Source organism: Streptomyces sp. NPDC026522, assembly GCF_055567555.1.
In genome coordinates this window covers 243263-267991 of record NZ_JBVHQF010000007.1, presented here as the reverse complement: position 1 = coordinate 267991, position 24729 = coordinate 243263, and the positions used below count along the sequence as shown (strand labels likewise).

General features: G+C 72.9%; 26 protein-coding genes. 16 read left to right on the top strand and 10 right to left on the bottom strand.

The genetic code is table 11. The features are described 5' to 3' along the window. Nucleotides 1–57: 57 nt before the first annotated feature. The gene (locus ACZ4M3_RS20190) at nucleotides 58–1557 is read left to right on the top strand and encodes an LVIVD repeat-containing protein (protein ID WP_467734442.1); all 1500 of its coding nucleotides are present in this window, start codon (nucleotides 58–60) and stop codon (nucleotides 1555–1557) included. A gap of 9 nt (nucleotides 1558–1566) precedes the next feature. Here ACZ4M3_RS20190 and ACZ4M3_RS20185 read toward each other — a convergent pair whose 3' ends face one another. The 3 genes from ACZ4M3_RS20185 to ACZ4M3_RS20175 form a co-directional block, all read right to left on the bottom strand. Next, entirely contained in the window at nucleotides 1567–2199 is a 633-nt protein-coding gene (locus ACZ4M3_RS20185) for a TetR/AcrR family transcriptional regulator (protein WP_467734440.1), read from the bottom strand. A 149-nt stretch (nucleotides 2200–2348) separates the two neighbouring features. Next, on the bottom strand, nucleotides 2349–2768 hold the full coding sequence (locus tag ACZ4M3_RS20180) for a hypothetical protein (protein WP_467734438.1): 420 nt from the start codon (nucleotides 2766–2768) through the stop codon (nucleotides 2349–2351). A gap of 35 nt (nucleotides 2769–2803) precedes the next feature. Continuing rightward, on the bottom strand, nucleotides 2804–3709 hold the full coding sequence (locus tag ACZ4M3_RS20175) for a LysR family transcriptional regulator (protein ID WP_467734758.1): 906 nt from the start codon (nucleotides 3707–3709) through the stop codon (nucleotides 2804–2806). A 142-nt stretch (nucleotides 3710–3851) separates the two neighbouring features. Here ACZ4M3_RS20175 and ACZ4M3_RS20170 point away from each other — a divergent pair, with 142 nt between their 5' ends. Then, the gene (locus ACZ4M3_RS20170; RefSeq protein WP_467734436.1) at nucleotides 3852–4208 is read left to right on the top strand and encodes a carboxymuconolactone decarboxylase family protein; all 357 of its coding nucleotides are present in this window, start codon (nucleotides 3852–3854) and stop codon (nucleotides 4206–4208) included. A gap of 183 nt (nucleotides 4209–4391) precedes the next feature. Here the strand turns inward: ACZ4M3_RS20170 and ACZ4M3_RS20165 are convergent, their stop codons facing one another. Beyond that, nucleotides 4392–5348: a M56 family metallopeptidase gene (locus ACZ4M3_RS20165; protein ID WP_467734434.1), complete on the bottom strand. Its 957-nt coding sequence runs from the start codon at nucleotides 5346–5348 to the stop codon at nucleotides 4392–4394. A gap of 79 nt (nucleotides 5349–5427) precedes the next feature. Further along, nucleotides 5428–6015, bottom strand: a complete 588-nt coding sequence (locus tag ACZ4M3_RS20160; RefSeq protein ID WP_467734432.1) for a DUF5134 domain-containing protein — start codon at nucleotides 6013–6015, stop codon at nucleotides 5428–5430. 131 nt (nucleotides 6016–6146) lie between these two features. On the opposite strand from ACZ4M3_RS20160, the gene ACZ4M3_RS20155 reads away from it, so the two are divergent. Then, a complete protein-coding gene (locus ACZ4M3_RS20155) occupies nucleotides 6147–6686 on the top strand; it encodes a GNAT family N-acetyltransferase (RefSeq protein ID WP_467734430.1) in 540 nt (179 codons plus the stop codon). A gap of 24 nt (nucleotides 6687–6710) precedes the next feature. Here ACZ4M3_RS20155 and ACZ4M3_RS20150 read toward each other — a convergent pair whose 3' ends face one another. After that, the gene (locus ACZ4M3_RS20150; RefSeq protein ID WP_467734428.1) at nucleotides 6711–7394 is read right to left on the bottom strand and encodes a glycerophosphodiester phosphodiesterase; all 684 of its coding nucleotides are present in this window, start codon (nucleotides 7392–7394) and stop codon (nucleotides 6711–6713) included. A 349-nt stretch (nucleotides 7395–7743) separates the two neighbouring features. Between ACZ4M3_RS20150 and ACZ4M3_RS20145 the strand changes: the two genes are divergently transcribed. The 5 genes from ACZ4M3_RS20145 (at nucleotide 7744) to ACZ4M3_RS20125 (ending at nucleotide 12950) form a co-directional block, all read left to right on the top strand. Then, nucleotides 7744–8883, top strand: a complete 1140-nt coding sequence (locus tag ACZ4M3_RS20145; protein ID WP_467734426.1) for an LLM class flavin-dependent oxidoreductase — start codon at nucleotides 7744–7746, stop codon at nucleotides 8881–8883. A 153-nt stretch (nucleotides 8884–9036) separates the two neighbouring features. After that, nucleotides 9037–10443 (top strand): DUF6421 family protein, encoded by a 1407-nt coding sequence (locus tag ACZ4M3_RS20140; RefSeq protein WP_467734424.1) that lies wholly within the window; start codon nucleotides 9037–9039, stop codon nucleotides 10441–10443. Nucleotides 10444–10469: 26 nt separating this feature from the next. Then, nucleotides 10470–11231 (top strand): SDR family NAD(P)-dependent oxidoreductase, encoded by a 762-nt coding sequence (locus ACZ4M3_RS20135; RefSeq protein ID WP_453354062.1) that lies wholly within the window; start codon nucleotides 10470–10472, stop codon nucleotides 11229–11231. Continuing rightward, nucleotides 11210–12304: a threonine aldolase family protein gene (locus ACZ4M3_RS20130; protein ID WP_467734422.1), complete on the top strand. Its 1095-nt coding sequence runs from the start codon at nucleotides 11210–11212 to the stop codon at nucleotides 12302–12304. Before ACZ4M3_RS20135 ends, ACZ4M3_RS20130 begins: the two co-directional genes overlap by 22 nt. A 43-nt stretch (nucleotides 12305–12347) precedes the next feature. Beyond that, nucleotides 12348–12950 carry a transglutaminase-like domain-containing protein gene (locus tag ACZ4M3_RS20125; protein WP_467734420.1) on the top strand — a complete coding sequence of 201 codons (603 nt, stop codon included), beginning with the start codon at nucleotides 12348–12350 and terminating at the stop codon, nucleotides 12948–12950. A 193-nt stretch (nucleotides 12951–13143) separates the two neighbouring features. Here ACZ4M3_RS20125 and ACZ4M3_RS20120 read toward each other — a convergent pair whose 3' ends face one another. Next, a complete protein-coding gene (locus ACZ4M3_RS20120) occupies nucleotides 13144–13866 on the bottom strand; it encodes a lysophospholipid acyltransferase family protein (RefSeq protein WP_453356279.1) in 723 nt (240 codons plus the stop codon). A gap of 223 nt (nucleotides 13867–14089) precedes the next feature. Here ACZ4M3_RS20120 and ACZ4M3_RS20115 point away from each other — a divergent pair, with 223 nt between their 5' ends. The 6 genes from ACZ4M3_RS20115 to ACZ4M3_RS20090 all read left to right on the top strand — a co-directional run bounded on the left by ACZ4M3_RS20115 (nucleotide 14090) and on the right by ACZ4M3_RS20090 (nucleotide 18715). Then, nucleotides 14090–14416: a thioredoxin family protein gene (locus ACZ4M3_RS20115; RefSeq protein ID WP_467734418.1), complete on the top strand. Its 327-nt coding sequence runs from the start codon at nucleotides 14090–14092 to the stop codon at nucleotides 14414–14416. A gap of 121 nt (nucleotides 14417–14537) precedes the next feature. Beyond that, a complete protein-coding gene (locus ACZ4M3_RS20110; RefSeq protein WP_356870695.1) occupies nucleotides 14538–14618 on the top strand; it encodes a putative leader peptide in 81 nt (26 codons plus the stop codon). A gap of 62 nt (nucleotides 14619–14680) precedes the next feature. Next, entirely contained in the window at nucleotides 14681–15217 is a 537-nt protein-coding gene (locus tag ACZ4M3_RS20105) for a flavin reductase family protein (protein ID WP_467734416.1), read from the top strand. Between the two features lie 202 nt (nucleotides 15218–15419). Beyond that, nucleotides 15420–16205: an electron transfer flavoprotein subunit beta/FixA family protein gene (locus ACZ4M3_RS20100; RefSeq protein ID WP_467734414.1), complete on the top strand. Its 786-nt coding sequence runs from the start codon at nucleotides 15420–15422 to the stop codon at nucleotides 16203–16205. A 62-nt stretch (nucleotides 16206–16267) separates the two neighbouring features. Further along, nucleotides 16268–17242, top strand: a complete 975-nt coding sequence (locus ACZ4M3_RS20095; RefSeq protein ID WP_467734412.1) for an electron transfer flavoprotein subunit alpha/FixB family protein — start codon at nucleotides 16268–16270, stop codon at nucleotides 17240–17242. A gap of 174 nt (nucleotides 17243–17416) precedes the next feature. After that, nucleotides 17417–18715: a DUF6986 family protein gene (locus ACZ4M3_RS20090; RefSeq protein WP_467734410.1), complete on the top strand. Its 1299-nt coding sequence runs from the start codon at nucleotides 17417–17419 to the stop codon at nucleotides 18713–18715. Between the two features lie 33 nt (nucleotides 18716–18748). Here ACZ4M3_RS20090 and ACZ4M3_RS20085 read toward each other — a convergent pair whose 3' ends face one another. Beyond that, nucleotides 18749–19738 (bottom strand): LacI family DNA-binding transcriptional regulator, encoded by a 990-nt coding sequence (locus ACZ4M3_RS20085; protein ID WP_467734756.1) that lies wholly within the window; start codon nucleotides 19736–19738, stop codon nucleotides 18749–18751. Nucleotides 19739–19960: 222 nt separating this feature from the next. Between ACZ4M3_RS20085 and ACZ4M3_RS20080 the strand changes: the two genes are divergently transcribed. Beyond that, the gene (locus ACZ4M3_RS20080; RefSeq protein ID WP_467734408.1) at nucleotides 19961–20998 is read left to right on the top strand and encodes an NUDIX hydrolase; all 1038 of its coding nucleotides are present in this window, start codon (nucleotides 19961–19963) and stop codon (nucleotides 20996–20998) included. 64 nt (nucleotides 20999–21062) lie between these two features. Here ACZ4M3_RS20080 and ACZ4M3_RS20075 read toward each other — a convergent pair whose 3' ends face one another. After that, on the bottom strand, nucleotides 21063–21782 hold the full coding sequence (locus ACZ4M3_RS20075) for an MBL fold metallo-hydrolase (protein ID WP_467734406.1): 720 nt from the start codon (nucleotides 21780–21782) through the stop codon (nucleotides 21063–21065). Nucleotides 21783–21898: 116 nt separating this feature from the next. Then, entirely contained in the window at nucleotides 21899–23263 is a 1365-nt protein-coding gene (locus ACZ4M3_RS20070) for a M20/M25/M40 family metallo-hydrolase (protein WP_467734404.1), read from the bottom strand. A 181-nt stretch (nucleotides 23264–23444) separates the two neighbouring features. On the opposite strand from ACZ4M3_RS20070, the gene ACZ4M3_RS20065 reads away from it, so the two are divergent. Continuing rightward, a complete protein-coding gene (locus tag ACZ4M3_RS20065; RefSeq protein ID WP_467734402.1) occupies nucleotides 23445–24725 on the top strand; it encodes a geranylgeranyl reductase family protein in 1281 nt (426 codons plus the stop codon). Nucleotides 24726–24729 lie beyond the last annotated feature (4 nt).

Here is a 24729-nt window from a genome sequence, read left to right as displayed (position 1 = left end):
GGTCCAGGTTCCGTTCCCCGTACGAACGGAAACGCACGGGCCCCCACGGGAGGCACAGTGACCTTGTTGCACACCACCGGAGTGCGGCCCCGGAGCCTGGGGGCGGCCCTCGCGGCCGCCGGGCTCCTCACGGCGCTCCTCGCGGGCGCCGGACCGGCGTCCGCCACCCCCGACCCGGGCGATCTGACGCCCGGCTCCTCCTCCGGCGCCGGCACCCCGCGCAGCGCCGCCGCCGCGCCGGACCGCGAACTCGCCCCGGGCGAGGTACCGGGCCAGGACGAGATCGTGCACAGCAAGAACATCACCCCCCTGGCCAACGTCCCGAGCAGCTATCCGAGCGGCATCAACTCCGACCTCGCCTTCCAGGACCAGTACGCCTACGCGGGCAGCTACGACGGCTTCACCATCTACGACATCGGCAACCCCAAGGCCCCCAGGACCGTCGCCACCGTGCTCTGCCCCGGCGGCCAGAACGACGTCTCCGTCTACGGCGACCTGCTCTTCCTCTCCACCGACTCCTCCCGCAGCGACGACTCCTGCCACAGCGTCTCGCAGCCCGCGACGGAGAAGTCCTCCTGGGAGGGCATCAAGATCTTCGACATCAAGGACAAGAAGCACCCGAAGTACATCAAGTCCGTGGAGACCTCCTGCGGCTCCCACACCCACACCCTGGTGCCGGGCGGCCGCGACGTCTACCTCTACGTCTCCTCGTACTCGCCGAGCGAGGCCTTCCCGGACTGCCTGCCGCCGCACGACGGCATCTCGGTCGTCAAGGTCCCGAGGAAGGACCCGACCCGGGCGGCGGTCGTCGCCTTCCCGGTCCTCTTCCCGGACGGCGGAAACCCGGGCGCGCCCACCAACCCGGGCGTCTCCAAGACCACCGGCTGCCACGACATCACGGTGCTGCCCGCCAAGAACCTGGCCGCGGGCGCCTGCATGGGCGACGGCATCCTCTTCGACATCAGCGAGCCCGAGCAGCCGCGCGTGATCGACCGGGTGCAGGACAACGTCAACTTCTCGTTCTGGCACTCCGCCACCTTCAACGAGCGGGCGGACAAGGTGGTGTTCACCGACGAGCTGGGCGGCGGCGGCAGCGCCACCTGCAACGAGGCCACCGGTCCGGACCGGGGCGCCGACGGCATCTACGACATCACCGGCCGCGGCGACCAGCGCAAGCTGGTCTTCAAGAGCTACTTCAAGATCCCGCGCCACCAGGCCGACACGGAGAACTGCGTGGCCCACAACGGCTCGCTGATCCCGGTCGGCGGCGGCCGGGACGTCATGGTCCAGGCCTGGTACCAGGGCGGAGTGTCCGTGTGGGACTTCACCGACTCCGACCGTCCCCAGGAGATCGGTTACTTCGAGCGCGGTCCGCTGACCACCGACAAGCTCGGACTCGGCGGCTCGTGGTCGGCGTACTACTACCGGGGCCACATCTACTCGAACGACATCGTCAAGGGCCTCGACGTGCTCCGGCTCGACGACCGGCGCACGGACAGCGCCAAGTGGGTGTGGCAGGACCGGCTCAACGTGCAGAGCCAGCCCGCCTACCACTGACGGGGCCGCTCACTGCCGCGGCGGCGGAAAGGTTCCGCCGGACGGTCCGCCGGCCGGCGGGGCGCCCAGCTCCCACTCCAGTCCGTACCGCTGGAACAGCTCGGCCCGCAGCCGGGCGGCGGGCATCGGCGCCCCCGGCAGCAGGACCGCCACCACGGCGCCCATCAACAACGCCCGAAGGAGCGGGTAGTCGGTGTCCACGTCCGCCGAGCCGTACCGGGTGACGGTGTCCGTCAGCAGCTCCGCGAGGCGCTGCTGCTCGGCGCACCGGACGAAACCCTCCGCCTGGAGGATGCCCGCCATGTGCGTGCGCATCAGCCGGGGCCGGTCCACGGCCAGCCCGAGGATCGCGTCGATGGCGCGGGCCATGCGCTCGCGGCCGTCGTCGGTGCGGGGCGGCCGCTCCAGGGCCGCCTCCAGGGTCTGGTGCATCAGCCGGTGGACGGCGGACTGGAGCAGCTGGCGTTTGCCGGGGAAGTAGTACGAGACCAGGCCCCGGGCAGCGCCGGCCCGGTCGGCGATGTCGCCGAGGGTGGTGGCTTCGTAGCCGCGCTCGCCGACGAGCTCCACCGTCGCCTGGAGCAGCCGTTCCCGGGAACGTCTGCGCAGTTCTTCATTGACCGATGGGCTGCGCGGGACCATGCTTACTCCTGCGTTGACTGGCTCCGAGCCAATATACTCAGCGCGCGGGTCTGCTGTTCTGGGCGACGCGGGGGATCGCCCAGAACAGCCGGCCCGATCCAGCAAGCCCGTACGGGACGCTCGGCGCGGTCGGGGCCGCCGCCGAGCGCTCAGGCCTGCCCGCCGTCGGGCAGCACGAAGTGGGCGCCCGTGCCGGCACCGTCGACGTGGACGACGTGCCGGCCGACGCGGACGGTCTGGCTTGCGCCCGCGCGCCAGGAGCCCTCGGGCCCTTCGGCGCCGCTCAGCGGCGTCCACACCTCCAGGAACGTGCTCCCGTCGGTGTTCGTGCCGGTCTCGACCATGCCGTCGCCCTCCGGTCGCAGGGTTCCGGTGTCCTCGCCGGGGGAGCCGACCTCGTGGTGGAAGGTGACCCGCTGCCCGTCGTACGAGGTGGTTCCGGCGAAGCCGCGGCTGTCGGCGTAACAGGGGCCGCTCTGGAGCCAGACGACGTGCTCGGCCTCGCGCAGCGGTCCGCCGTCGCGGCTGATTCCGGCGCGCAGCCAGGCACCGGGGGTGGGGGTGTCCATGAGCCCAGCCTGTCAGGCGGCCGGGCAGCTCGTCATCAGGGCCGGGCGCCGGGCGCCTCGCGCCGCCCCCGTCGCGCCGGTGCCTGCCCCGCGGCGTCGAGGGCGTCCGCGAGCGCATCGACGAGCGGGTCGGTGACTCCGGCCGGCCGGGCAGTGACGACACGGCTCGGCGGATGGCCGTCGACGGGTACGAAGGCGATGCCGGACCGCGCGTGCCGCAGCGCGGCCCCGGCCGGGAGGAGGCCGACCGCGCCCTCCCACAGGACGGCGTGCAGGCACTCCTCGACCGACGCCACGACCGGGCCGGGCGCGTCCTCCTCGGCAGCGAGCCAGTAGGCCCGCCACCGGGCATCGGCTCCCCGGGGCAGGCGGAACCGCGGCCGGTCGGCCAGCTCCGTGACGTGCAGGCGCGGCCGGCCCGCCAGCGGATCATCCGCAGGGACGGCCGCGACCAGCGGCTCCTCGCCGAGCAGCCGAACCGTCAGGCCGGCGGTGTCGAAGGGCAGACGGGTCAGTGCGAGGTCCACCCGGCCCTCGCGCAGGCCGGCCGTCGGATCGGTGACCGCCGCCTCGCGCAGCCGCACCCGCACCCCCGGGCGCGTGCGCCGAAAGGCGGCCAGCGCTGCCGGGCCTACCTCCAGGCCCGCGCCGGCGACCGTGCCCAGTACGAGCACCCGGTCGGCCACCGCGCCGCGGACCCGCTCGCGCGCGCGTTCGGCACGCTCCAGAAGATCGCGCGCCTCCGCCAGCAGCACCTCGCCCGCAGGGGTGAGCCGCGCCCCGGTGGGGATCCGCTCGAACAGCCGGTACCCGAGGTCGGCCTCCAGCTCCCGGATACGGCGGCTCAGCGGCGGCTGGGCCAGACGCAGGCGTACGGCGGCGCGGCCGAAGTGGCCCTCCTCGGCGACGGCGACGAAACAGCGCAAGGCCCGCAAGTCCATGACCAGCCACGATACCGAGAACGAACCCATCCCCCCGCAACTGGTCTTGGACACCACCGCAGCACCCGCGGTGAGCTGGTGCCGGGCGCCGGGCAACAGGCCCGCCGCGACCACCCCAGCCCAGAGCTTCAGGAGCCCGCCCATGTACGCACACCCCGACGACCTCCACCGCGCCCGCTCCGTCGGCGGCAACGCCCCGGCGGAGTTCGCCGCATGGGTCGCCTTCCAGCAGGCCGTGGACCGGGAGGACGGGGCGGTGCCGCGCCGCTACCGCGAGCTGATCTCCGTGGCGGTCGCGCTCGTCACCCAGTGCTCCTACTGCCTGGACGTACACACGGCCGCCGCCCGCCGCCACGGCGTAACCCCCGAGGAACTGGCCGAGGCCGCCTTCGTGACCGCCTCCGTCCGCGCGGGCGGCACCCTCGCGCACGCCCTGCTCGCCGACCGCCTCTACGAACAGCACACCCACTCCTCGGCACCCGGCCACAGGGCCGGCTAGGGCGGGTTTCGAAGGTCCCGCCCGCCCCGCGACGCCCGGCACGCGCGCTCGTCCCCCAGCTACCGCTGGGAGGTGCCCCCAGCGTTGTCGGGATCGCCCGCGTACGCCCGGTACGAGGGCGACCCTCCGCCTTGCGATCGCACGCACCGGACGCCGCGGGGCCCGCCGTCCGGGCGGCCGGCGCTACCTTCGAAACACGCCCTGGGCGAGCGCGCTCAGCCCCGGGACGACGGCCACCGCCAGCGGCAGGGCGGGCAGCAGCGTCGCCAGCGCCGTCAGCCGCAGCCGCCGGGCGGGGGACAGCCGCGGGGTGGCGGACAGCAGCCGGCGCACCCGCTGCGGGACGTGCGCCTCCGGGGCGGCGCCCAGACCGAACACCCCGCGGTCCTCGTTCAGGCCGACCAGGGCCAGCGCGACGGTCAGCCGCCCGAACCGCCGCGAGGCCACGTCGTCGGCGGCGAGTTCCACCAGGCGGTGCATCTCCGCCTCGAACGCCGCGAACACCGGCACCTGCGGAAAGCCCCCGGCCAGCGCCCGCGAGCAGTGCAGCAGCCAGTCGTGGCGGGCCGCCACGTGCCCCTGCTCGTGGGCCAGGACCGCGTCCAGCTGACTGCCCTTGAGCCGGCCCAGCGCGGCGGTCGTGACCACCAGCTGCGGCACCGTACCCGGCTGCCACCACGCCTCCGGCCGCGGTCCCTCCAGGACGACGAGCCGCGCGGCCTGCGGGTCCTCCCCGGGCAACAGCGGCGCGCGCTCCAGCAGTTCGGCGCCGCGGGCGCGCCGCCGGGCCCGCGCCCGCAGCACTTCGCGGGTCAGCATCGCGCCGGTCCACAAGCCCCCGCCCGCCAGCGCCAGCGCGGTGGCGGCGGCCCAGGTGCCGCCCGCCGCCCCCAGTGCGTAGGCGTCGACCACCCCGTGCGGGGCGGCGGCGAACAGCCGTCCCCGTACCGCCTGCCAGGCCGCCGCCGCGCTCAGCAGCATCGACAGCGCCAGGCACAGCAGCACCGCGCCCACCACGCACTGCCACACCCACAGCGCCACGACCGGCTCACGGTCGGGCCACCCGGCCCGGGCCAGCAGACGGGGGGCGAGCACCGCGGTCAGTGCGCCGAGCAGCAGGAGAGCGGCGGGGACCATCATGGCCGCCAGCCTATGAGCGAGCCGCTACCTGCGGGTACGGTCCGCACCATTGGTGACGCAGGACACGTTTCGGCCCCGTTCACATGCTCAGCAGCATCGCCAACATCCCCATGCCCATGGTCAGTCGGCAGGCCCGGACCAGCTCGCCCGGAGCGTCCGCGGCGGGCCCGGCCCCCACGGCGGCCGGCGGCGCGCCGCCCGCCGTCACCAGCCGGGCCCCGCCCAGCAGGACGTACGCCGCGAAGTACACGAGCAGCGCCCCCGTCACGAGCGGCAGCCCGGCGCTCTCCCCGGCCCCGTGCCGGTGCGCGTGCCCGGCGCCCGCCGCCAGCCCGAGGTACGCCATGTAGGCCATGGTCAGGGCACCGACCGCGTGGTGCGCGTGGTGGGTGTGGCGCAGCCCGCCCCGCAGCAGCCACAGTGCGTGCGCGGCCGCCCCGCAGGAGACGCCCAGCAAGATGCCGGGCCCCCACGGGCCGATGCCGGAGGGTGCGGCCATCGCGGCCATCCCCCAGCCCATCAGGGCCTCGCCCGGCGCCGCGCCGCGCGTCTGCCGGCCCGCTCTGCGCGCCCGCAGCAGGCAGTACGTACCGCTGGTCGCGCAGAGCGCGACGAGCAGCCAGCCCGAGACGGCTGAGGCGGCGGAGGGCAGTGCGGATCCGTGCACGGCGGAACCTCCCGGTTCGTCGGCGTCAGGGGAAGAGATGCCCCTGTGCGAGGGCCGGCACGCCGCCCCGGGATAGGCTCAGCGTGCCGTACCCGGCATGTCATATGCCGATCAGAAGAACGGAGTCGTCGATGCCGACCGCCCACCCCGCCGCCCTGAGCTTCCGGCCCGCCGTCGAGGCGGACGTACCGGAACTGGTGGCACTCGTCGAGTCGGCCTACCGCGGTGACGCCAGCCGGGCCGGCTGGACCACCGAAGCGGACTACCTCGACGGCCAGCGCACCGACCCGGACGGGGTCCGCCAGATCATCGGAGCCCCGGACGGCGTGCTGCTCGTGGTCGAGCGCGCGGGCGAAGCCGTCGCCTGCTGCCAGCTGGAACACCGCGGCGACCACGCCTACTTCGGGATGTTCGCGGTGCGCCCCGGGCTGCAGGGCGGCGGCCTCGGCAAGGAGGTCCTGGCCGAGGCCGAGCGGCGGGCCCGCGAGGAGTGGGGCGCCAAGGAGATGCGGATGACCGTGGTCAACGTCCGGGAGGAGCTCATCGCCTACTACGTGCGCCGCGGCTACCGGCGCACCGGCGAGCTGAGCCCCTTCCCGTACGGCGACGAGCGCTTCGGCATCCCGCTCCGCACCGACCTGGCCTTCGAGCTGCTGGTCAAGCCGCTGTAGCGGAAGCGCGCCGGGGCCGCCCGCTCAGGCGGTGAAGCGGCCCGTACTGCGGATCTCCGGGAAGCCGGTCAGCGCGCCGTCCAGTTCGAGCGCGCGCGCCAGCCGCAGCTGGTCCAGGGAGTCCACCGTCCAGCCGGTCACCCGCAGCCCCGCCGAGTGCGCCGCCTCCACCGTCTCCAGGGTGATCCGGCGCAGCCGCAGGGCGATCGTCCGGGCGTGCGCGGCGAGCGCCCGCTCCACCACGTCGGCTCCGTACGGATCCGCGTACAGGGTGGTGCGCAGGCCCGGCACCCGCCGGGCCGCCCCGGCGAGGACCGCGTCCTGGAACGAAGCCACCTCGATACGGGCGCCCAGGTCGCGGCGCAGCACCAGGTCCGTGAGCGCATGCGCCGCGGCCTCGTCCTGTACCGACACCTGGAGCGGGATGCGCACCGCCTCCAGCGCCTCCTCCAGCAGCGGCACCCGTTCACCGTGCCCGGCGTCCAGCTCGCGCAGTTCGGCCAGGGTCAGTTCCGCGACGGCGCCGGCGCCGTCGGTCGTGCGGTCGACCTCGCTGTCATGGAGGACGACGAGTGCGCCGTCCTTGCTCAGGCGCACGTCCAGCGCGATGACGTCCATACCGCAGCGTTCCGCGCGGACGAAGGACCGCAGGGTGTTCTCCGGTTCGACACCCATGACCCCGCGGTGACCGATGGTGAGGAAAGTCAAGGTTCTCTCGCTTCCGTCGACGGCGGCTCCCGCGCGGTCGCGGTGTCCCGACCGGCCGCGCGCGGTGAGGACGCATGCTAGTGCGCCCCGGTCGCGATGGGACCGCCCGTGCGGCGCCCCGGAAGGCCTGCCCGGCCGCTTCCCGCCAGGGCCGTGCGCCCCCGCCGCCGCGCTGCGCGGTCACCCGCGGGTGGGCGCGTCCCCGCTGAATTGACGACGGTGGGGTCCGGCGGCCGCCGCGGACGCGTACCGCCCGGGGTCTTGCTTCTTCGACTTATGACTACTAGTCATATTCCTATTCGAAGCAAGTCCTTACTCGGGACGCGTCGGACGCGACCTTGGAGGCACCGTGAAATTTTCCGTGATCTTCGAAGCACAGCTGGCCGACCCGACCGTGGAACGCGAGCACCAGGTCATCCGCGACTGCGTTGAACAGGCCGTGCTCGCCGAACGCATGGGATTCGACCGGATCTGGGCGGTCGAGCACCATGCGCTCAAGTGGTACGCACACCTCTCCAGCCCGGAGATCTTCCTGACCTGGGTCGCGGCCCGGACCAGCACCATCCGCATCGGCCACGGCGTCGTCTGCATGCCCTTCCGCTTCAACCACCCGGTCCGGGTCGCCGAGCGGGCCGCGATGCTCGACCTGCTCTCCGGCGGACGGCTCGACCTGGGCGCCGGCCGCGGCGGCACCACGCAGGAGACCTCGCTGTTCGGAGTGGACAAGGAGCGGACCACCGCCGAGGTGGAGGAGGCGCTGCGGATCATCGGGCGGGCCTGGCAGGAGGAGGAGCTGGAGTACCACGGGGAACTGCTGGACATCGGACCGCATCCGATCCTGCCCCGGCCGGCCCAGACGCCGCACCCGCCGCTGTTCCTGGCCTGCAGCCGGACCGAGACCCTGGAGCAGGCGGCCGAGCTGGGCGTCGGCGCGCTGGTGATGGGCTTCGCCGGACCCGGTTCGATCGCCGGGATGCGGGCGGCCTACGACGCCGCGATCGCCCGGCGGGACGGCACGCGCTTCGTGTCGAGTGCGGTGAACGACCACTTCTCGGTGCTCTGCCCGACCATCGTGCTCGACGACCCGCAGCGGGCCCGCCGGATCGGCATCCGCGGCCAGCGCTTCTTCGCCCAGTCCATCGGCCACTGGTACGGCGGGGCCGGCGTCCCCGACGAGGCCGTGGTGGCGGGCGCCGACGAGGCCGCGGGGATGCGCGAGGCGGCCGAACAGGTGGTGGCCCGCCTGCACGAGCTGGAGATCCCGGTACGGCCCACGTCGACGGCCACCTTCAACGCCGACCATGCCTACGGGAGCGCGGAGGAGGCCGTCGCGTACGTCGAACGGCTCCGTGCGGCCGGGGCCGACGAGGTGATGTGCCTCATACAGATGGGGACCGTCCCCCAGGAGGCCTGTCTGGAGACCTTGCGCCAGTGGGGGGAGAAAGTGATCCCGCACTTCAGGAACGCGGAGGCGCACAGGGCCGGATGAGCGGCCGGAGCGACTGCCTCCGCACTGTAGAACGGGAAGAATTCCCGTGGAGTGGGGGGTCGTGCAGGATATTTTCCCGAGTCTCCTCTTGAACAGGAGAGCCTCACGCGCTTACGCTGCCCAGACGTGAGGTTCTCCTGTGGAGGAAGTGACATGACGGAAACTCTTGTGCCGGGCACCGGCGGCGCCGTGATAACCGCCGGGATGCGGGTGGTCGACCACCCGGTGTGGCCCGAGCTCAAGGCCGCCGTGGAGGAGATCCGCCCGTGGCAGGCCGCTGACGGTTCCATCGACTTCGAGGCGGAGGCCGCCCCCGACCGGTCCGACGCCGCCGCGGCCGTCGAGCGCGTGGTCACCGCCGTGCAGGCCCTGTCGCCGCTGCTCCCGCACGCCACCGCCTACCACCAGGCCCTCGTCGCCGACCTGCGCAAGTGGGCCGGGGCCGGCTTCCCGGTGCCGGACTTCCTCGACTCCCTGCTGGCCTTCCAGCCGGCGGCCGAGCGCGCCGACGGGCTCCAGCACCTGGTGATCTTCCCGATGTACACCCAGAACGGGAACCCGGACCGCAACCTCGAGGCCGTCGTGCTCAAGATGGTGTGGCCCGAGTGGCTCTCCGAGCTGGAGCGCACCCGGTACGACAACCCGCTGTTCCTCGGCATCACCTTCGAGGACTTCACCCCGGGCTACGACACCCACTCCGCGGTCCTCTTCCCGGAGACCATCGCCGTGCGCGAGGCCCCCGAGCGGTTCACCTGGGGCGGCATCTTCTGCGACCGCGAGGCCGCCCGCTACCGCAAGGTCACCGCGGCCGCCGTCGACATCCTCGGCATCGAGCTGCCCGAGGACATCGCCCGGATGGTCGAGGACCAGGAGCGCTGCGAGAAGGCCTTCGTCCTGTGGGACATGGTCCACGACCGCACCCACAGCCACGGCGACCTGCCGTTCGACCCCTTCATGATCAAGCAGCGCCAGCCGTTCTGGATGTACGGCCTGGAGGAGCTGCGCTGCGACCTCACCGCCTTCAAGGAGGCCGTGAAGCTGGAGTCCGAGGGCAACGAGCACGGCCGTGACGTGCAGTACGCCGTCCTCTTCGACCGGATGTTCCGCTTCCCGGTCTCCGGCGACCGCAACCGGAACTACGACGGCCTCGGCGGCCAGCTGCTCTTCGCCTACCTGCACAAGCACGACGTCGTGCGCTGGACGGACAACACCCTCAAGATCGACTGGATGCGTGCCCCGCAGGTCACCAACCAGCTCTGCGCCGAGATCGAGGACCTCTACCGGGCCGGCATCGACCGTCCGAAGCTCGTCCACTGGTTCAAGGCGTACGAGCTCGTCTCCACCTACCTGGCCCCCCACCCGGGCTCCAAGTGGGCCAAGGGCCCCGACGCCCTCGACCTGACGCTGCCGCCGCGCAAGCTCGTGGACGACGTGCTTCCGGACGAGTTTCCGCTGAGCATGTTCTACGAGGCGCTCGCCAAGAAGCTCAAGGGAGTGATCGCCTCCACGAAGGGCATCACTGCTGTGAACGCTGACGACGCGCAGCGAGTGGCCGCGTGACCACTCGCCCTCAGGAGGCTGCACGGATGAACGGCTCGGGGAACGACAACGCGAAGCTCCAGGGGGCTGTGGTGGCGGTGGCCGGGGCCGGCGGCCCCGCCGGGCGCGCCGCCCTGCTCCGCCTCGCCGAGGCGGGCGCGACCGTCGTCGCGTCGGACGCCGACCCGGCGCGCCTCGCCGAAGCCGTGGACGCGGCCCGTTACGCCCACGGCGGCGCGACCGTCATCGGGGACACCGTCGACCTGCTCGACCTGGCCGCCACCAAGGCCTGGGCCGAGCGGATCGAGAAGGACTTCGGCCGCGTCGACGGCCTGGTCCACCTCGTCGGCGGCTGGCGCGGGAGCGCCTCGTTCACCGAGACGGACCTCGCAGACTGGGACTTCCTGGAGAAGCTGCTGATCCGCACCGTTCAGCACACCTCGATCGCGTTCCACGACGGCCTGCTCCGCAGTGACCGCGGCCGCTACGTCCTGGTCAGCCAGTCCGGCGCCCACAAGCCGGTCGCCAACAACGCCGCCTACAACGCGGGCAAGGCCGCCGCCGAGGCCTGGACCCTGGCCATGGCCGACTCCTTCCGCAAGGCCGGGGGCGAGGACGGCCCGCAGGCCGCGGCTGCGATCCTGGTCATCAAGGCATTGGTGCACGACGCCATGCGCGCGGAGCGCCCCAATGCGAAGTTCGCGGGCTTCACTGACGTCAAGGAGCTGGCCGAGGCCATCGCCGGCGTATGGGGCGAGCCCGCCTCCGATGTGAACGGACAGCGTCTGTGGCTCACTCCGCAACCGTGAGAACCGCGAGCGGGACGACCGATGCGCGCCGCCACCACGACCCGGCGGTGCGCGGATTCGCCAGCGACAACTACGCGGGGGTGCATCCGGAGATCCTGGAGGCCGTTGCGCTGGCCAACGGCGGCCACCAGGTCTCCTACGGCGACGACGAGTACACCGAACACCTGCAGAAGATCTTCCGCAGCCACTTCGGGCCGTACGCGCAGGCCTTCCCGGTCTTCAACGGCACCGGCGCCAACGTCACCGCCCTCCAGGCGATGACCGACCGCTGGGGCGCCGTGGTGTGCGCCGAGTCGGCGCACATCAACGTCGACGAGGGCGGTGCGCCCGAGCGGATGGCCGGGCTCAAGCTCCTGACGGTCCCCACTCCCGACGGCAAGCTCACCCCGGAGCTGATCGACCGGCAGGCATGGGGCTGGGAGGACGAGCACCGGGCCATGCCGCAGGTCGTCTCGATCACCCAGAACACCGAACTCGGCACGGTCTACACGGTCGAGGAAGTCCGGGCGATCTGCGACCACGCGCACTCCCTGGGCATGAAGGTGCACCTCGACGGCGCCCGGATAGCCAACGCCGCCGCCTCGCTCGACGTGCCCATGCGCGCCTTCACCAACGCGGCCGGCGTGGACGTGCTCTCGTACGGCGGCACCAAGAACGGCATGATGGCCGGCGAGGCCGTGGTCGTCCTGAACCCCGATGCCGTGCGGCAGATGAAGCACATCCGCAAGATGTCGATGCAGCTGGCGTCGAAGATGCGGTTCGTGTCGGTGCAGCTGGAAGCGCTGCTCGCGAAGGACCTCTGGCTGCGCAACGCCCGCCACGCCAACGCGATGGCGCAGCGGCTCGCGGCGGGCGTGCGGGAGACGGACGGCGTCCGGATCCTGTACCCGGTGCAGGCGAACGCGGTGTTCGCGCGGCTGCCGCACGAGGTCTCGCGGCGGCTGCAGAAGCGTTACCGCTTCTACTTCTGGGACGAGATCGCCGGCGATGTCCGCTGGATGTGCAGCTTCGACACGCAGGAGGAGGACGTCGACGGCTTCCTCCAGGCGCTGAAGGAAGAGCTCGCGCGATGACTCGATAGTCATGCGGTCAAGCGCATAGGTATGCTCCTGGGTCATGGAACTGATCCAGGAGCATTCCGACGTATCCGCCTACCTGGCCGCCGACGGGGCCATCGACCACGGGCACCCGCTCGTCCGCGAGACCGCCGACGCGCTGTGGACCGCCGTCGGCGGCGACCCGTACGCGTACGCCGAAGCGGCGTTCGAGTTCGTGCGCGACACCATCCCGCACTCCGGCGACTCGGGGGACATGCGGGTCAGCTGGCGCGCCTCCGACGTGCTGGACACGCGCAACGGCATCTGCCACGCCAAGTCCCACGCCCTCGTCGCCCTCTTGCGCGCCAAGGGCGTCCCCGCCGCCCTCTGCTACCAGCGGCTCACCGAGGACGACGGCTCCCGGCCCGTCCTGCACGGGCTCGTCGCCCTTCGGCTGCCCGGCGGCGGCCGCTGGGCCCGGCTGGACGCGCGCGGCAACAAGCCCGGCGTGGAGGCCCGGTTCGACCTGGACCGGGAGCAACTCGCCTTCCCCGTCCGGCCCGAGCTCGGCGAGGTGGACTACCCGACGCTGTACGCCGCCCCGCACGCGGGCGCCCTCACGGCGCTCCGGGAGTCCGCGGACCGGCCGGAGCTGTGGCGGAGGCTGCCGACGGCCCTGTGACCGCCGCGGCCGCCCCGGGTCGGGCACGGGCGCGGCCGCCTGGAGCCCGGCGCTCCCGAGCAGCAGCGTCCGCCGCGCCGGAGGCCGCCAGGAGAGTCCGTCGCCCCCCCCCGCCGAAGCCGGGGCCGCCACCGGCACCACGGCCGTCCCCATGCCCCCGGAGGCGAACCGCCCAAACGCTACGGGACGGCCCTCAGCCCGCTTCCTTGACCTGGGCCGGGGTCGGGGCGGTGCCGCCCAGGTGGGCCGGGAGCCACCAGGCGTCCTCGGGGCCCTTCGGCTTGGCCGGATACGCCCGCTGCGCGGCGTCCAGCAGTTCCTGCACCCGCTCGCGCAGCCGGCGGGTGATGGCCCCGGCGTACTGGTCGGCCGGTGCCTCCAGCGGCTCGCCCACCCGCATCGTCACCGGGATGTGGCTGCGCTTGAGGTCCTTCGGGCGGCCCTTGGTCCACAGTCGCTGGGTGCCCCACAGTGCGACGGGGATCAGCGGGACGCCGGCCTCCTGAGCCATCCGGGCCGCACCCGACTTGAAGCTCTTGAGCGTGAAGGACTGGGAGATGGTCGCCTCGGGGAACACCCCGATGATCTCGCCGGAGCGCAGCGAGTCCAGCGCGTGCTCGTACGCCGTTTCGCCCTGCGCGCGGTCCACCGGGATGTGCTTCATCGCGCGCATCAGCGGGCCGGACACCTTGTGCCGGAACACCGACTCCTTCGCCATGAACCGCACCAGCCGCTTCTGCGGGCGCGCGGCCAGGCCGGCGAAGATGAAGTCGAGGTAGCCGATGTGGTTGGAGACGAGGACCGCCCCGCCCTTGCGCGGGATGTTCTCCGTACCCTTCATGTCGATGCGGATGTCCAGCGCGCGGAAGAGCGTGTGCGCGGCGCCGATGACGGGAGGGTAGACGAGCTCAGCCATGGTGGGGAGACCCCGCTTTCTGCCTGGGGAGGTGCTCCCGGCTGGAAGTTACGGAAGCGTAGGTACGCGACCATGGGGATGGTGCCCCACATACCGGCCGATGAGCCAGTCCAGACGCGTGTGCCCGGGGAGATTCTCGTCACGCCGGGAATGCGGTGCACCGGCGGGGCGCTCGTGATCAGCGTACGCCGAAGCAGGAGCCGGGACAGCGAGGGGAGCCGGGGTGAACGGACACGGGGACGGAGTGCGGCTGGGCGCGGCCGAACTGGGCGCGGAACCGGGGGAGCGGGCCACCCTGGTCCAGTTCTCCAGCGCGTTCTGCCAGCCCTGCCGGGCGACCCGGCGGATCCTGGCCGATGTCGCCTCCATGGTGGACGGCGTCGCGCACGTGGAAGTGGACGCCGAGCGCAACCTGGAACTCGTGCGCGCGCTGGGCATCGAGAAGACTCCCACCGTGCTGGTGCTGGACGCGGCCGGGACGGTCGTCCGGCGGGCCGCCGGGCTGCCGCGCAAGGCCGACGTGATCGCCGCGCTGGGAGCCGCCGTATGACGGGCCGGGTGCGGGCCGGGGGTCGCACGCGCCGGTGCGCGCGCCCGTACCCGGCGTGACGCGCCCGACATCTGGCCGGTGCGGCTTGACTGTGTACACGAGAGATCGCGAGGCTGGCCGCATGAGGTATGAACTCCTGCTTTACGGGCGGGTCCACGTGGACCTCGTCCGCTACGCGAGTGCGCGCTGTTGGGATCACTGAACGCCCCCCACTCCCGATCCCCGAACGTGCCCGCGCCCGGCGCGGCAGAAGGAAGCCCCCTCATGACGGCCCCGACGGCACCGTCCCCCCGTTTCGGCACCGGCACGGCCGGCTCCCCCGACCTGCTGCGCTCCGTCTTCCGGCAGCACGCCGCGGGAGTCGCGGTCATCACCGCCACCACGAGCGGCGGTGCCCCGGTGGGGTTCACCGCGACCTCCCTCAACTCCGTCTCCGCCGACCCGCCGCTGCTCTCCTTCACCATCGGCACCGGCTCCTCCAGCTGGCCCGCGATACGCGACTCCGAGCACCTCGGCGTGCACATACTCGCCGAGCACCAGCGGGAGCTGGCCGGGCTGTTCGCGCGCAGCGGCGCCGACCGCTTCGGGCCGGCCACGGACTGGGCCGACGGGCCGCACGGGGTGCCGGTCCTGTCCGGGGTGCTGGCGTGGCTGGTGTGCCGGGTGGTGGCGCGGGTGCCCGCCGGTGCGCACCGGGTGATCATCGCCGAGGTGGTGGCGGGGGACCCCACGGGGCACGGCGGCGGCGAGGGCCGTCCCCTGCTCTACCACCAGGGCCGCTTCAACGCGTTGCGGGACTGAATCGTCCCTGCTGGGGCGGGTTCGGGTGGCGTTGGCCAGATCACAGTTCGACGGCCTTGCAACCGGGGAAGACCCACTGTGTACTGACGAGTAACATTCCCTTCGGGGCGCGGGCCGCCCCGATCGGGATCCGCCCGGCAAGGCGCCTATGCTGCCTGCACAAGGCGGTACCAGAAAAAGACGATGCGGTAGGAGAGTCGGCGTGAGCCTGAGGATCGTTGTCTGTGTGAAGTACGTACCCGACGCCACCGGCGACCGGCACTTCGCCGATGACCTGACCGTCGACCGCGACGACGTCGACGGTCTGCTGTCGGAACTCGACGAGTACGCGGTCGAGCAGGCGCTCCAGATCGCCGACGAGGCGGACGACGCGGAGATCACCGTCCTGACCGTCGGCCCGGAGGACGCCAAGGACGCGCTGCGCAAGGCGCTCTCGATGGGCGCCGACAAGGCCATCCACGTCGAGGACGACGACCTGCACGGCTCCGACGTCATGGGCACCTCGCTCGTGCTCGCCAAGGCCATCGAGAAGGCCGGCTACGACCTGGTCATCACCGGCATGGCCTCCACCGACGGCACCATGGGCGTGCTCCCCGCGATCCTGGCCGAACGCCTGGGCGTCCCGCAGGTCACCCTGCTCTCCGAGGTCAAGGTCGAGGACGGCACCGTGACCGGCCGCCGCGACGGCGACACCGCCAGCGAGCAGCTCCAGGCCTCCCTGCCGGCGCTCGTCTCGGTGACCGACCAGTCGGGCGAGGCCCGCTACCCGTCCTTCAAGGGCATCATGGCGGCCAAGAAGAAGCCGGTGGAGTCCTGGGACCTGGAGGAGCTGGAGCTCGACGCCGACGAGGTCGGCCTGGAGGGCTCCTGGACCAAGGTCGACTCCGCCGCGCAGCGCCCGGCCCGTACCGCCGGCACGATCGTCAAGGACGAGGGCGAGGGCGGCAAGCAGCTGGCCGAGTTCCTGGCGGGCCAGAAGTTCATCTAAGAGCTTCAGCCGACACCCTCCCGATCGCCCCCTGACTACTTCGCATTCGCAGGAGCACTCCCATGGCTGAAGTCCTCGTCTACGTCGACCACGTGGACGGCGCCGTCCGCAAGCCCACCCTCGAACTGCTCACCCTGGCCCGCCGCATCGGCGAGCCCGTCGCGGTCGCCCTCGGCGCCGGCGCCGAGAACACCGCCGCCGTGCTCGCCGAGCACGGCGCGGTCAAGGTCCTCACCGCCGACGCCCCCGAGTTCACCGACTACCTCGTCGTACCGAAGGTGGACGCGCTCCAGGCCGCCTACGAGGCGGCGTCCACCGCGGGTTCCCTGGCCGCCGTGCTCGTCCCGTCCTCCGCCGAGGGCAAGGAGATCGCGGCCCGCCTGGCGGTCCGCATCGGCTCCGGCATCATCACCGACGCCATCGACCTGGAGGCGGGTGACGAGGGCCCGGTCGCCACGCAGTCCGCGTTCGCCGCGTCGTTCACCACCAAGTCCCGCGTCTCCAAGGGCACCCCGGTCATCACCGTCAAGCCGAACTCGGCTCCGGTCGAGGCCGCCCCGGCCGCCGGCGCCGTCGAGGCGCTCGCCGTCACCTTCGGTGCCCTGGCCACCGGTACCAAGGTCGTCTCCCGCACCCCGCGCGAGTCCACCGGCCGCCCGGAGCTGACCGAGGCCGCGATCGTGGTCTCCGGTGGCCGCGGCGTCAACGGCGCCGAGAACTTCCACCTCATCGAGGACCTCGCGGACTCCCTCGGTGCGGCGGTCGGCGCCTCGCGCGCCGCCGTCGACGCCGGCTGGTACCCGCACACCAACCAGGTCGGCCAGACCGGCAAGTCGGTCTCCCCGCAGCTGTACATCGCCTCCGGCATCTCGGGCGCGATCCAGCACCGGGCCGGCATGCAGACCTCGAAGACCATCGTGGCCATCAACAAGGACTCCGAGGCCCCGATCTTCGACCTGGTCGACTACGGCGTGGTCGGCGACCTCTTCACGGTCGTCCCGCAGCTGACCGAGGCGATCAAGGCGCGCAAGGGCTGACCTGCGCTTCTCCTGCTCGTCGAGCGTCTTCGGGGCCGTGTGGTGTTTCTCACCGCACGGCCCCGAGTCGTTTGCCCGCAGCCGCGGAGGGACCATTGACTGTGCGGAACCCCGTGACTAAATTCTGCTATGCGGATCTAAGCTTCCGTGAAGCGGAAAAGAGGAGAGTGCACGATGGGTCAGCAGGAGAAGGTGGCGACGAGCCTCGCAGGCGCGGTCAGCGAGGGCATCAGCGCCTCCCTCGCCCCGGTGGACGCGGAACTCGCGCGGCACTACCCGGGCGACCCCGGGACCCGCCAGCCCATCCACACCGTCTACGTGCCCGGTGACGTCTTCGCGGCCGGCACCATCCGCTCCTGGGGCGACCAGGCCCTCGCGGCCCTCGACGAGCACGCCCCGGACGCCGCCACCTTCGCCAAGGTGCTGGGCATCTCCGACGAGCTGGCCGGACCCGTTTACGAGCGCGTACGCGCCAAGCTCGCCTCCGAGCCCATCGAGGACCTGCGCGTCGACTTCGAGGACGGCTTCGGCGTCCGCTCCGACGAGGAAGAGGACCAGGCCGCCGCCCGCGCCGCCCGCCTCGTCTCCGAGGCCTTCGCCAACGGCACCAACGCCCCGTACATGGGCATCCGGATGAAGTGCATGGAGTCCAACGTCCGCGACCGCGGCATCCGCACCACGGACGTCTTCCTCTCCGGGCTCCTGGATCACGGCGACCTGCCCGAGGGCCTCGTCCTCACCCTCCCCAAGGTCACCTACGCCGAACAGGTCAGCGCCTTCGTCGAGCTGCTGGAGGCCTTCGAGACCGCCCGGGGCCTGCGCCCGGGCCGGATCGGCTTCGAGATCCAGATCGAGACGAGCCAGTCGATCCTCGCCGCCGACGGCACCGCCACCGTGGCCCGCATGATCGAGGCCGCCAAGGGCCGCGCCACCGGGCTGCACTACGGCACCTTCGACTACAGCGCCTGTGTCGGCGTCTCCGCCGCGTACCAGTCGAGCGACCACCCCGCCGCCGACCACGCCAAGGCGATCATGCAGGTAGCGGCCGCGGGAACCGGTGTGCGCGTCTCCGACGGCTCGACGAACGTGCTGCCGATCGGTACCACCGAGCACGTCCACGAAGCCTGGAAGCTGCACTACGGCCTGACCCGGCGGGCCCTCGCCCGGGCCTACTACCAGGGCTGGGACATGCACCCGGGCCACCTGCCGACCCGTTACGCGGCCGTCTACACCTTCTACCGGGAGGGTCTCGAAGCGGCGGCCGCGCGCCTGAAGGCGTACGTGGCCAAGATCGAGGGCGATGTGATGGACGAGCCCGCCACCGCCAAGGCCCTGGCCGGCTACCTGGTCCGCGGCCTCGACTGCGGAGCCGTCGGCACCGAAGAGGTCACGGCGCTGACCGGCCTCACCCGCGCGGAGCTGGACGCCTTCGCCATCCCGCGCCGCTCGGCAACGCTGAAGGCGAACGCCTGAGTGCAGGTGCCGGCCTGGAACCCCACGCGGGTTTCAGGCCGCCGCCGGGGGGAGTTCGCCCGAGCCGCGCGGGACGAGGCGGGTGGGGAGCTCGATGCGGGCCGGAGGGAGACCGGCACCCGCCAGGCGCTGGAAGAGCCGGTCGGTGGCGACCCGGCCCAGGGCCGCCGCGTCCTGGGCGACCACCGTCACGCCGGGGCGCAGCAGGTCGGCGAGCTCGAAGTCGTCGAAGCCGACCAGCGCCACGGGGCGCGGCTCGGCGGACAGGACCCGTACCAGCGTGACCGTCACCCGGTTGTTGCCCGCGAACAGGGCGGTGACCGGCTCCGGGGCCGCCAGCATCCGGCGGGCGGCGGCCGTGACCGCGGCGGGGGCGGTGGGGCCCAGGGCCACCCAGGACTCGTCCACCGGCAGGCCCGCGGCCGCCATCGCCGCCCGGTAGCCCCGCAGGCGCTCCGTCGCCGTGTGGATGCGGGGCCGGTCGCCGATGAAGCCGATCCGGCGGTGCCCCGCGGCTATCAGGTGCGCCACACCGTCCCGGGCGCCGCCGAAGTTGTCCGACAGCACCACGTCCGCGTCGATCCGGCCCGCGGGCCGGTCCACGAACACCGTGGCCACGCCCGCCCGGATCTCCGGCTCCAGGTAGCGGTGGTCGTCCCCGGCCGGGATCACGATCAGCCCGTCCACCCGACGGGCGCACAGGGCGAGGGCCAACTCACGCTCCCGGTCGGGGTCTTCGGCGCTGGAGCCGTTGATGAGCAGCGCGCCGTGGGAGCGGGCGACCTCCTCCACGGCCCGGTTCAGCGGCCCGTAGAAGGGATCGGCGAGGTCCTCCAGGACCAGGCCCACGGTGGCGGTCCGGCCCTTGCGCAGCACGCGGGCGCTGTCGTTGCGCCGGAACCCCAGGGTGTCGATGGCCTCTTGGACGCGCCGCTCGGTGTCGGGCGTGACGCCCGGCTCGCCGTTGACCACCCGCGAGACCGTCTTGAGGCCGACGCCCGCCCGGGCGGCCACGTCCTTCATGGTCGGCCGGTTCCCGTAACGGGCTACGGACGGGCGGCGGGTGTGGGGCACGGGACCTCCGGCGAAGCGGTCGGACGGGGCACGGGCGGGGCGCCGGGCGGGGGCCCGGGACAAGGCCCTGACCTTGAGGATAAGCACTGCACCGGGGAGCGGGTTTCCGTGGCAGGGTGAGGCGGGCAAGCCACTGGGGGCTTCGAGGCGAGCCATCGGAGAGGGGTAGACGTGATTGTCTGGATCAACGGCGCGTTCGGTGCCGGGAAGACCAGCACGGCCCGCGAACTGACCGGACTCCTGCCGGACAGCACCGTGTTCGACCCGGAGTTCATCGGCGACGCGCTGCGGGTGCTGCTGCCGCGCAAGCGGCTCGCGGAGGTCGACGACTACCAGGACCTGCCGAGCTGGCGGCGGCTCGTCGTGGAGACGGCGGCGGCGATGCTGGCGGAGCTGGGCGGGGTGCTGGTCGTACCGATGACGCTGCTGCGCCAGGAGTACCGCGACGAGATCTTCGGCGGCCTCGCGGCGCGGCGGATACCGGTGCGGCATGTGCTGCTGGCTCCCGGAGAAACGATTCTGCGCGAACGTACCGCCCAGCGCGAGGAGCCGGGGGAGCCGGGGGAGGTGGACCTCCGGGTCAGGCAGTGGGCATACGACCACATCCCCGCGTACCGGCAGGCGCTGGGCTGGCTGACGGCCGACGCCCACGTCATCGACAACGGGCGGCTGACGGTGCGGGAGACCGCGGAGCGGATCGCGGAGGCGGTGCGGACGGGGTCGGCGCCGGTGTGCGAGATCGTCCAGACGCCGGAGCCGACGCGCGAGACGGTGGCGTCGGGGGTGCTGCTCTTCGACGAGCGGGGCCGGGTGCTCCTCGTGGACCCGACGTACAAGCCGGGCTGGGAGTTCCCGGGCGGCGTCGTGGAGCCGGGCGAGGCTCCGGCGTGCGCGGGCGTGCGGGAGGTCGAGGAGGAGCTGGGCCTGGCGTTGCAGCGGTTGCCGCAGCTGCTGGTGCTCGACTGGGAGCCGCCGGTGTCCCCGGCGTACGGGGGGCTGCGGCTGCTGTTCGACGGGGGCCGGCTGGGGGAGCGGGAGATCGCGGAGCTGCGGCTGCCGGGGCCCGAGCTGCGGGAGTGGCGGTTCGTGACGGAGCCGGAGGCCGCCGGCCTGCTCCCGCCGGTCCGCTTCGAGCGCCTGCGGTGGGCCCTGCGGGCCCGCGAACGCGGCCGCCCGCTGTACCTGGAGGCGGGCCGGCCGGTCCCGTAGCCCGGCCGGTCCGGGACCCGTAGTCCTGCCGGGCGCGTAGCCCCGGCCGACCCGGCGGGCGCGGTCAGGCGGTGGCGGCCGTGGCGGTGGCGGTGGCGGCGGCGGCCCGGAGGGCGTCGGCCGCGGCGCTGGTCAGGGGGTCGCCGTGGCCGAAGCAGGCCACCGAAGGCGCCAGCCCGGCCAGGCGGCGGAAGGAGGCGACGGCCTGACCGCGGTCCACGTTGAACACGCCCAGCATGACCTGGCCGACTCCGGCGACGCAGTCCCCGGTGAACAGCACGCCGTGCTCCGGCAGGTGCACGGCGACGCTGCCCGGCGTGTGGCCGGGCGCGTGCACGATCACCGCGCCGCCCCCGAACGGCAGCCGCTCCCCGTCCTCCACCTCCTGGTCCACCCGGGTCGGCGGGGCCTCGGGGACGGTCAGGCCGTGCTCGTACAGCGGGAGTTCCCAGTCCAGCAGCACCGGCTCCGGCACCGGCTCGTCGCCCCGGACCACGGGGGCGTCCAGCCGGTGCGCCACGATCCGCGCACCCCACCGGTCGGCGAGTTCGCCCGCCGCGCCCACGTGGTCGCGGTGGCAGTGGGTCAGCACGATCCGCTCCAGCCGCTCCGGGAGCAGCCCCAGCGAACGCATCGCCCCCTCGATCGCGTCCGCGGCCCCCGCGGGCCCGGCGTCGATCAGCGTCAGGGCCGCGCCGTCGCGCCACAGGTACGCCTGGCCGACGGGAAAGCGGAGCATGTGCAGGCGGTGGGGTACGACCTGCACCAGTTGGAGTTCGGTCATGGGTCGAACGTAGGCACGGAGACTCCGCTTCCGGCGCGCGGTTCACCGGGAGCGGAGTTCACCCGTGGCGTAGACCGACGTGGACCGGGCCCGTGGCGGACCGGGGCCGCCGTGGCTCAGCCGCGCTTGGACCGGGCGTAGTTCACGAGGAACAGCGCTTCCGCGACCGCCAGCCGCTCCAGTTCCTGCGGGGAGACGCTCTCGTTCACCGCGTGGATCTGCGCCTCCGGCTCGCTCAGACCGATCAGCAGCATCTCCGCCTCCGGGTACAGCGACGTCAGCGTGTTGCACAGCGGGATCGACCCGCCCATGCCGCTGACCTGCATCTCCTGGCCCGGGTAGGCGACCTCCATGGCCGCCGCCATCGACGCGTACGCGGGGCTGTCCGTGTCGGCCTGGAACGGCTGCCCCTGGCCGACGACATCCAGCTCCAGCCGGGCCTGCCAGGGGGTGTGCGCCTCCAGGTGCGCCTCCAGCAGCTTGATGGCCTCCGCCGTGTCCACGCCCGGCGGCACGCGCAGGCTGATCAGCGCACCGGCGCTCGCGTGCACCGACGGCGTCGCGCCGACCACCGGCGGGCAGTCGATGCCGAGGACGGTGACGGCCGGGCGGGCCCACAGCCGGTCGGCGATCGTGCCCTCGCCGATGAGTCCCACGCCGTCGAGGACCTTCGCGTCGGCGCGGAATTCCTCCTCCGGGTACTGGAGGCCCTCCCACACCGCGTCGGAGGCCAGCCCGTCGACCGTCGTGGAACCGTCCGCCGCCCGCAGCGAGTCCAGGACGCGGATCAGCGCGGCCAGTGCGTCGGGTGCGACGCCGCCGAACATGCCGGAGTGCAGGTTCCCGGCCAGGGTGTCGATCTTGACCTTGACCAGGGTCATGCCGCGCAGCGTGGCCGTCACCGTCGGCAGCCCCAGCCGGAAGTTGCCCGCGTCGCCGATGACGATGGTGTCGGCGGCCAGCAGCTCCGGGTGTGCCTCGGCGTACCGCTGGAGACCGCCGGTGCCCTGCTCCTCCGAACCCTCGACGATCACCTTCACGCCGACCGGCACCCCGCCGTCGGCCTTCAGCGCCCGCAGCGCCAGCAGGTGCATGATGAAGCCGCCCTTGCAGTCGGCGGCGCCGCGCCCGTACCAGCGGCCGCCCCGCTCGGTCAGCTCGAAGGCGGGGGAGATCCAGGCGGCGTCGTCCAGCGGCGGCTGCACGTCGTAGTGGGCGTAGAGCAGGACGGTCGGGGCGCCCTCGGGGCCGGGCAGGAAGCCGTACACCGACTGCGTGCCGTCGGGGGTGTCGAGCAGGGCCACGTCCTGGAAGCCCTCGGCGCGCAGGGCGTCCGCCACCCAGTTCGCGGCGGCCTCGCTCTCGCTCCTGGGGAACTGCGAGAAGTCCGCCACCGACCGGAAGGACACCAGCTCGGCCAGCTCCTGCCGGGCACGGGGCATCAGCGAGGCGATGGTCTCGGCGACCGGAATCGGCGACATGGGCACGCTCCTCTTGGGTGCGACGTTGGTGTACGTGTACGCCTCCCGCATCCGCGTGGTGCGCGTAGGGCGGGTACGGCGAAAGACAGCATCGATCCTCGCACAGCGAGCCGAGACGATCTCTCGCCGTAGGATTTCCCCGGCATCCGAGGAACAGCCTGATCAGGAGCAGCAGCACATCGTGAGCAGCGACGACGACGTACAGGGCACGAGCGCGGAGCAGAACGCCGCCGGACGGGCCGAAGAGGAGAACGCCGGGCCGACCGGTGAGGTGTGGGACGTGGTCGTGGTCGGGGCCGGACCGGCCGGGGCCTCGGCGGCCCACGCGGCGGCGGCCGCCGGGCGGCGGGTCCTGCTGCTGGAGAAGGCCGAACTACCCCGGTACAAGACCTGCGGCGGCGGCATCATCGGCCCCTCGCGCGACGCCCTGCCGCCGGGCTTCGTGCTGCCCTTCAAGGACCGGATCAACGCGGTCACCTTCTCGATGAACGGGCGGCTGACCCGGACCCGGCGCTCGCGCGGGATGCTGTTCGGGATGGTCAACCGGGCCGAGTTCGACGCGGCGCTGGTCGCGGAGGCGGAGAAGGCCGGCGCGACCGTCCGCACGGGAACGGCCGTGAGCCGGGTCGAGCAGCACGGCGCGGCGGTGCCCGACCGGCGCACGGTGGCCGTGGTGCTCGCGGACGGCGAGACGGTGCTGGGCCGGGCGGTGGTCGGCGCCGACGGCAGCGCCAGCCGGATCGGCGCCCACGTCGGCGTCGAGCTGGACCAGGTCGACCTCGGCCTGGAGGCGGAGATCCCGGTCCCGGAGACCGTCGCCGAGGACTGGAAGGGGCGGGTGCTCATCGACTGGGGCCCGCTGCCCGGCAGTTACGGCTGGGTCTTCCCCAAGGGCGACACCCTCACGGTCGGCGTCATCTCGGCGAAGGGCGAGGGCGCCGCCACCAAGCGTTACCTGGACGACTTCATCGCCCGCCTCGGCCTGGCCGGCTTCGAGCCCGCCGTCTCCTCGGGTCACCTCACCCGCTGCCGCACGCCCGATTCGCCGCTCTCGCGCGGCCGGGTACTGGTGGCGGGTGACGCGGCCGGGCTGCTGGAGCCGTGGACGCGCGAGGGCATCTCCTTCGCACTGCGCTCGGGCCGGCTCGCGGGCGAGTGGGCCGTGAAGATCTCCGAGGCGCAGGACGCGGTGGACGCCCGCCGCCAGGCGCTGAACTACGCCTTCGCGGTCAAGGCCGGGCTGGGCGTGGAGATGGGCGTGGGCAAGCGGATGCTGACGTTCTTCGAGGCGAAGCCGGGTCTGCTGCACGCGGCGATCACCGGCCTGCGCCCGGCCTGGCTGGCCTTCGCCCGGATCACCCGCGGGTCCACCACGCTGGCCGAGCTGGTACGCGCGTACCCGCTCGCCCGCAAGGCCCTGCACGTACTGGACGGTCGCCAGGCGCGCCGCCGTCAGGGCTGAGGCG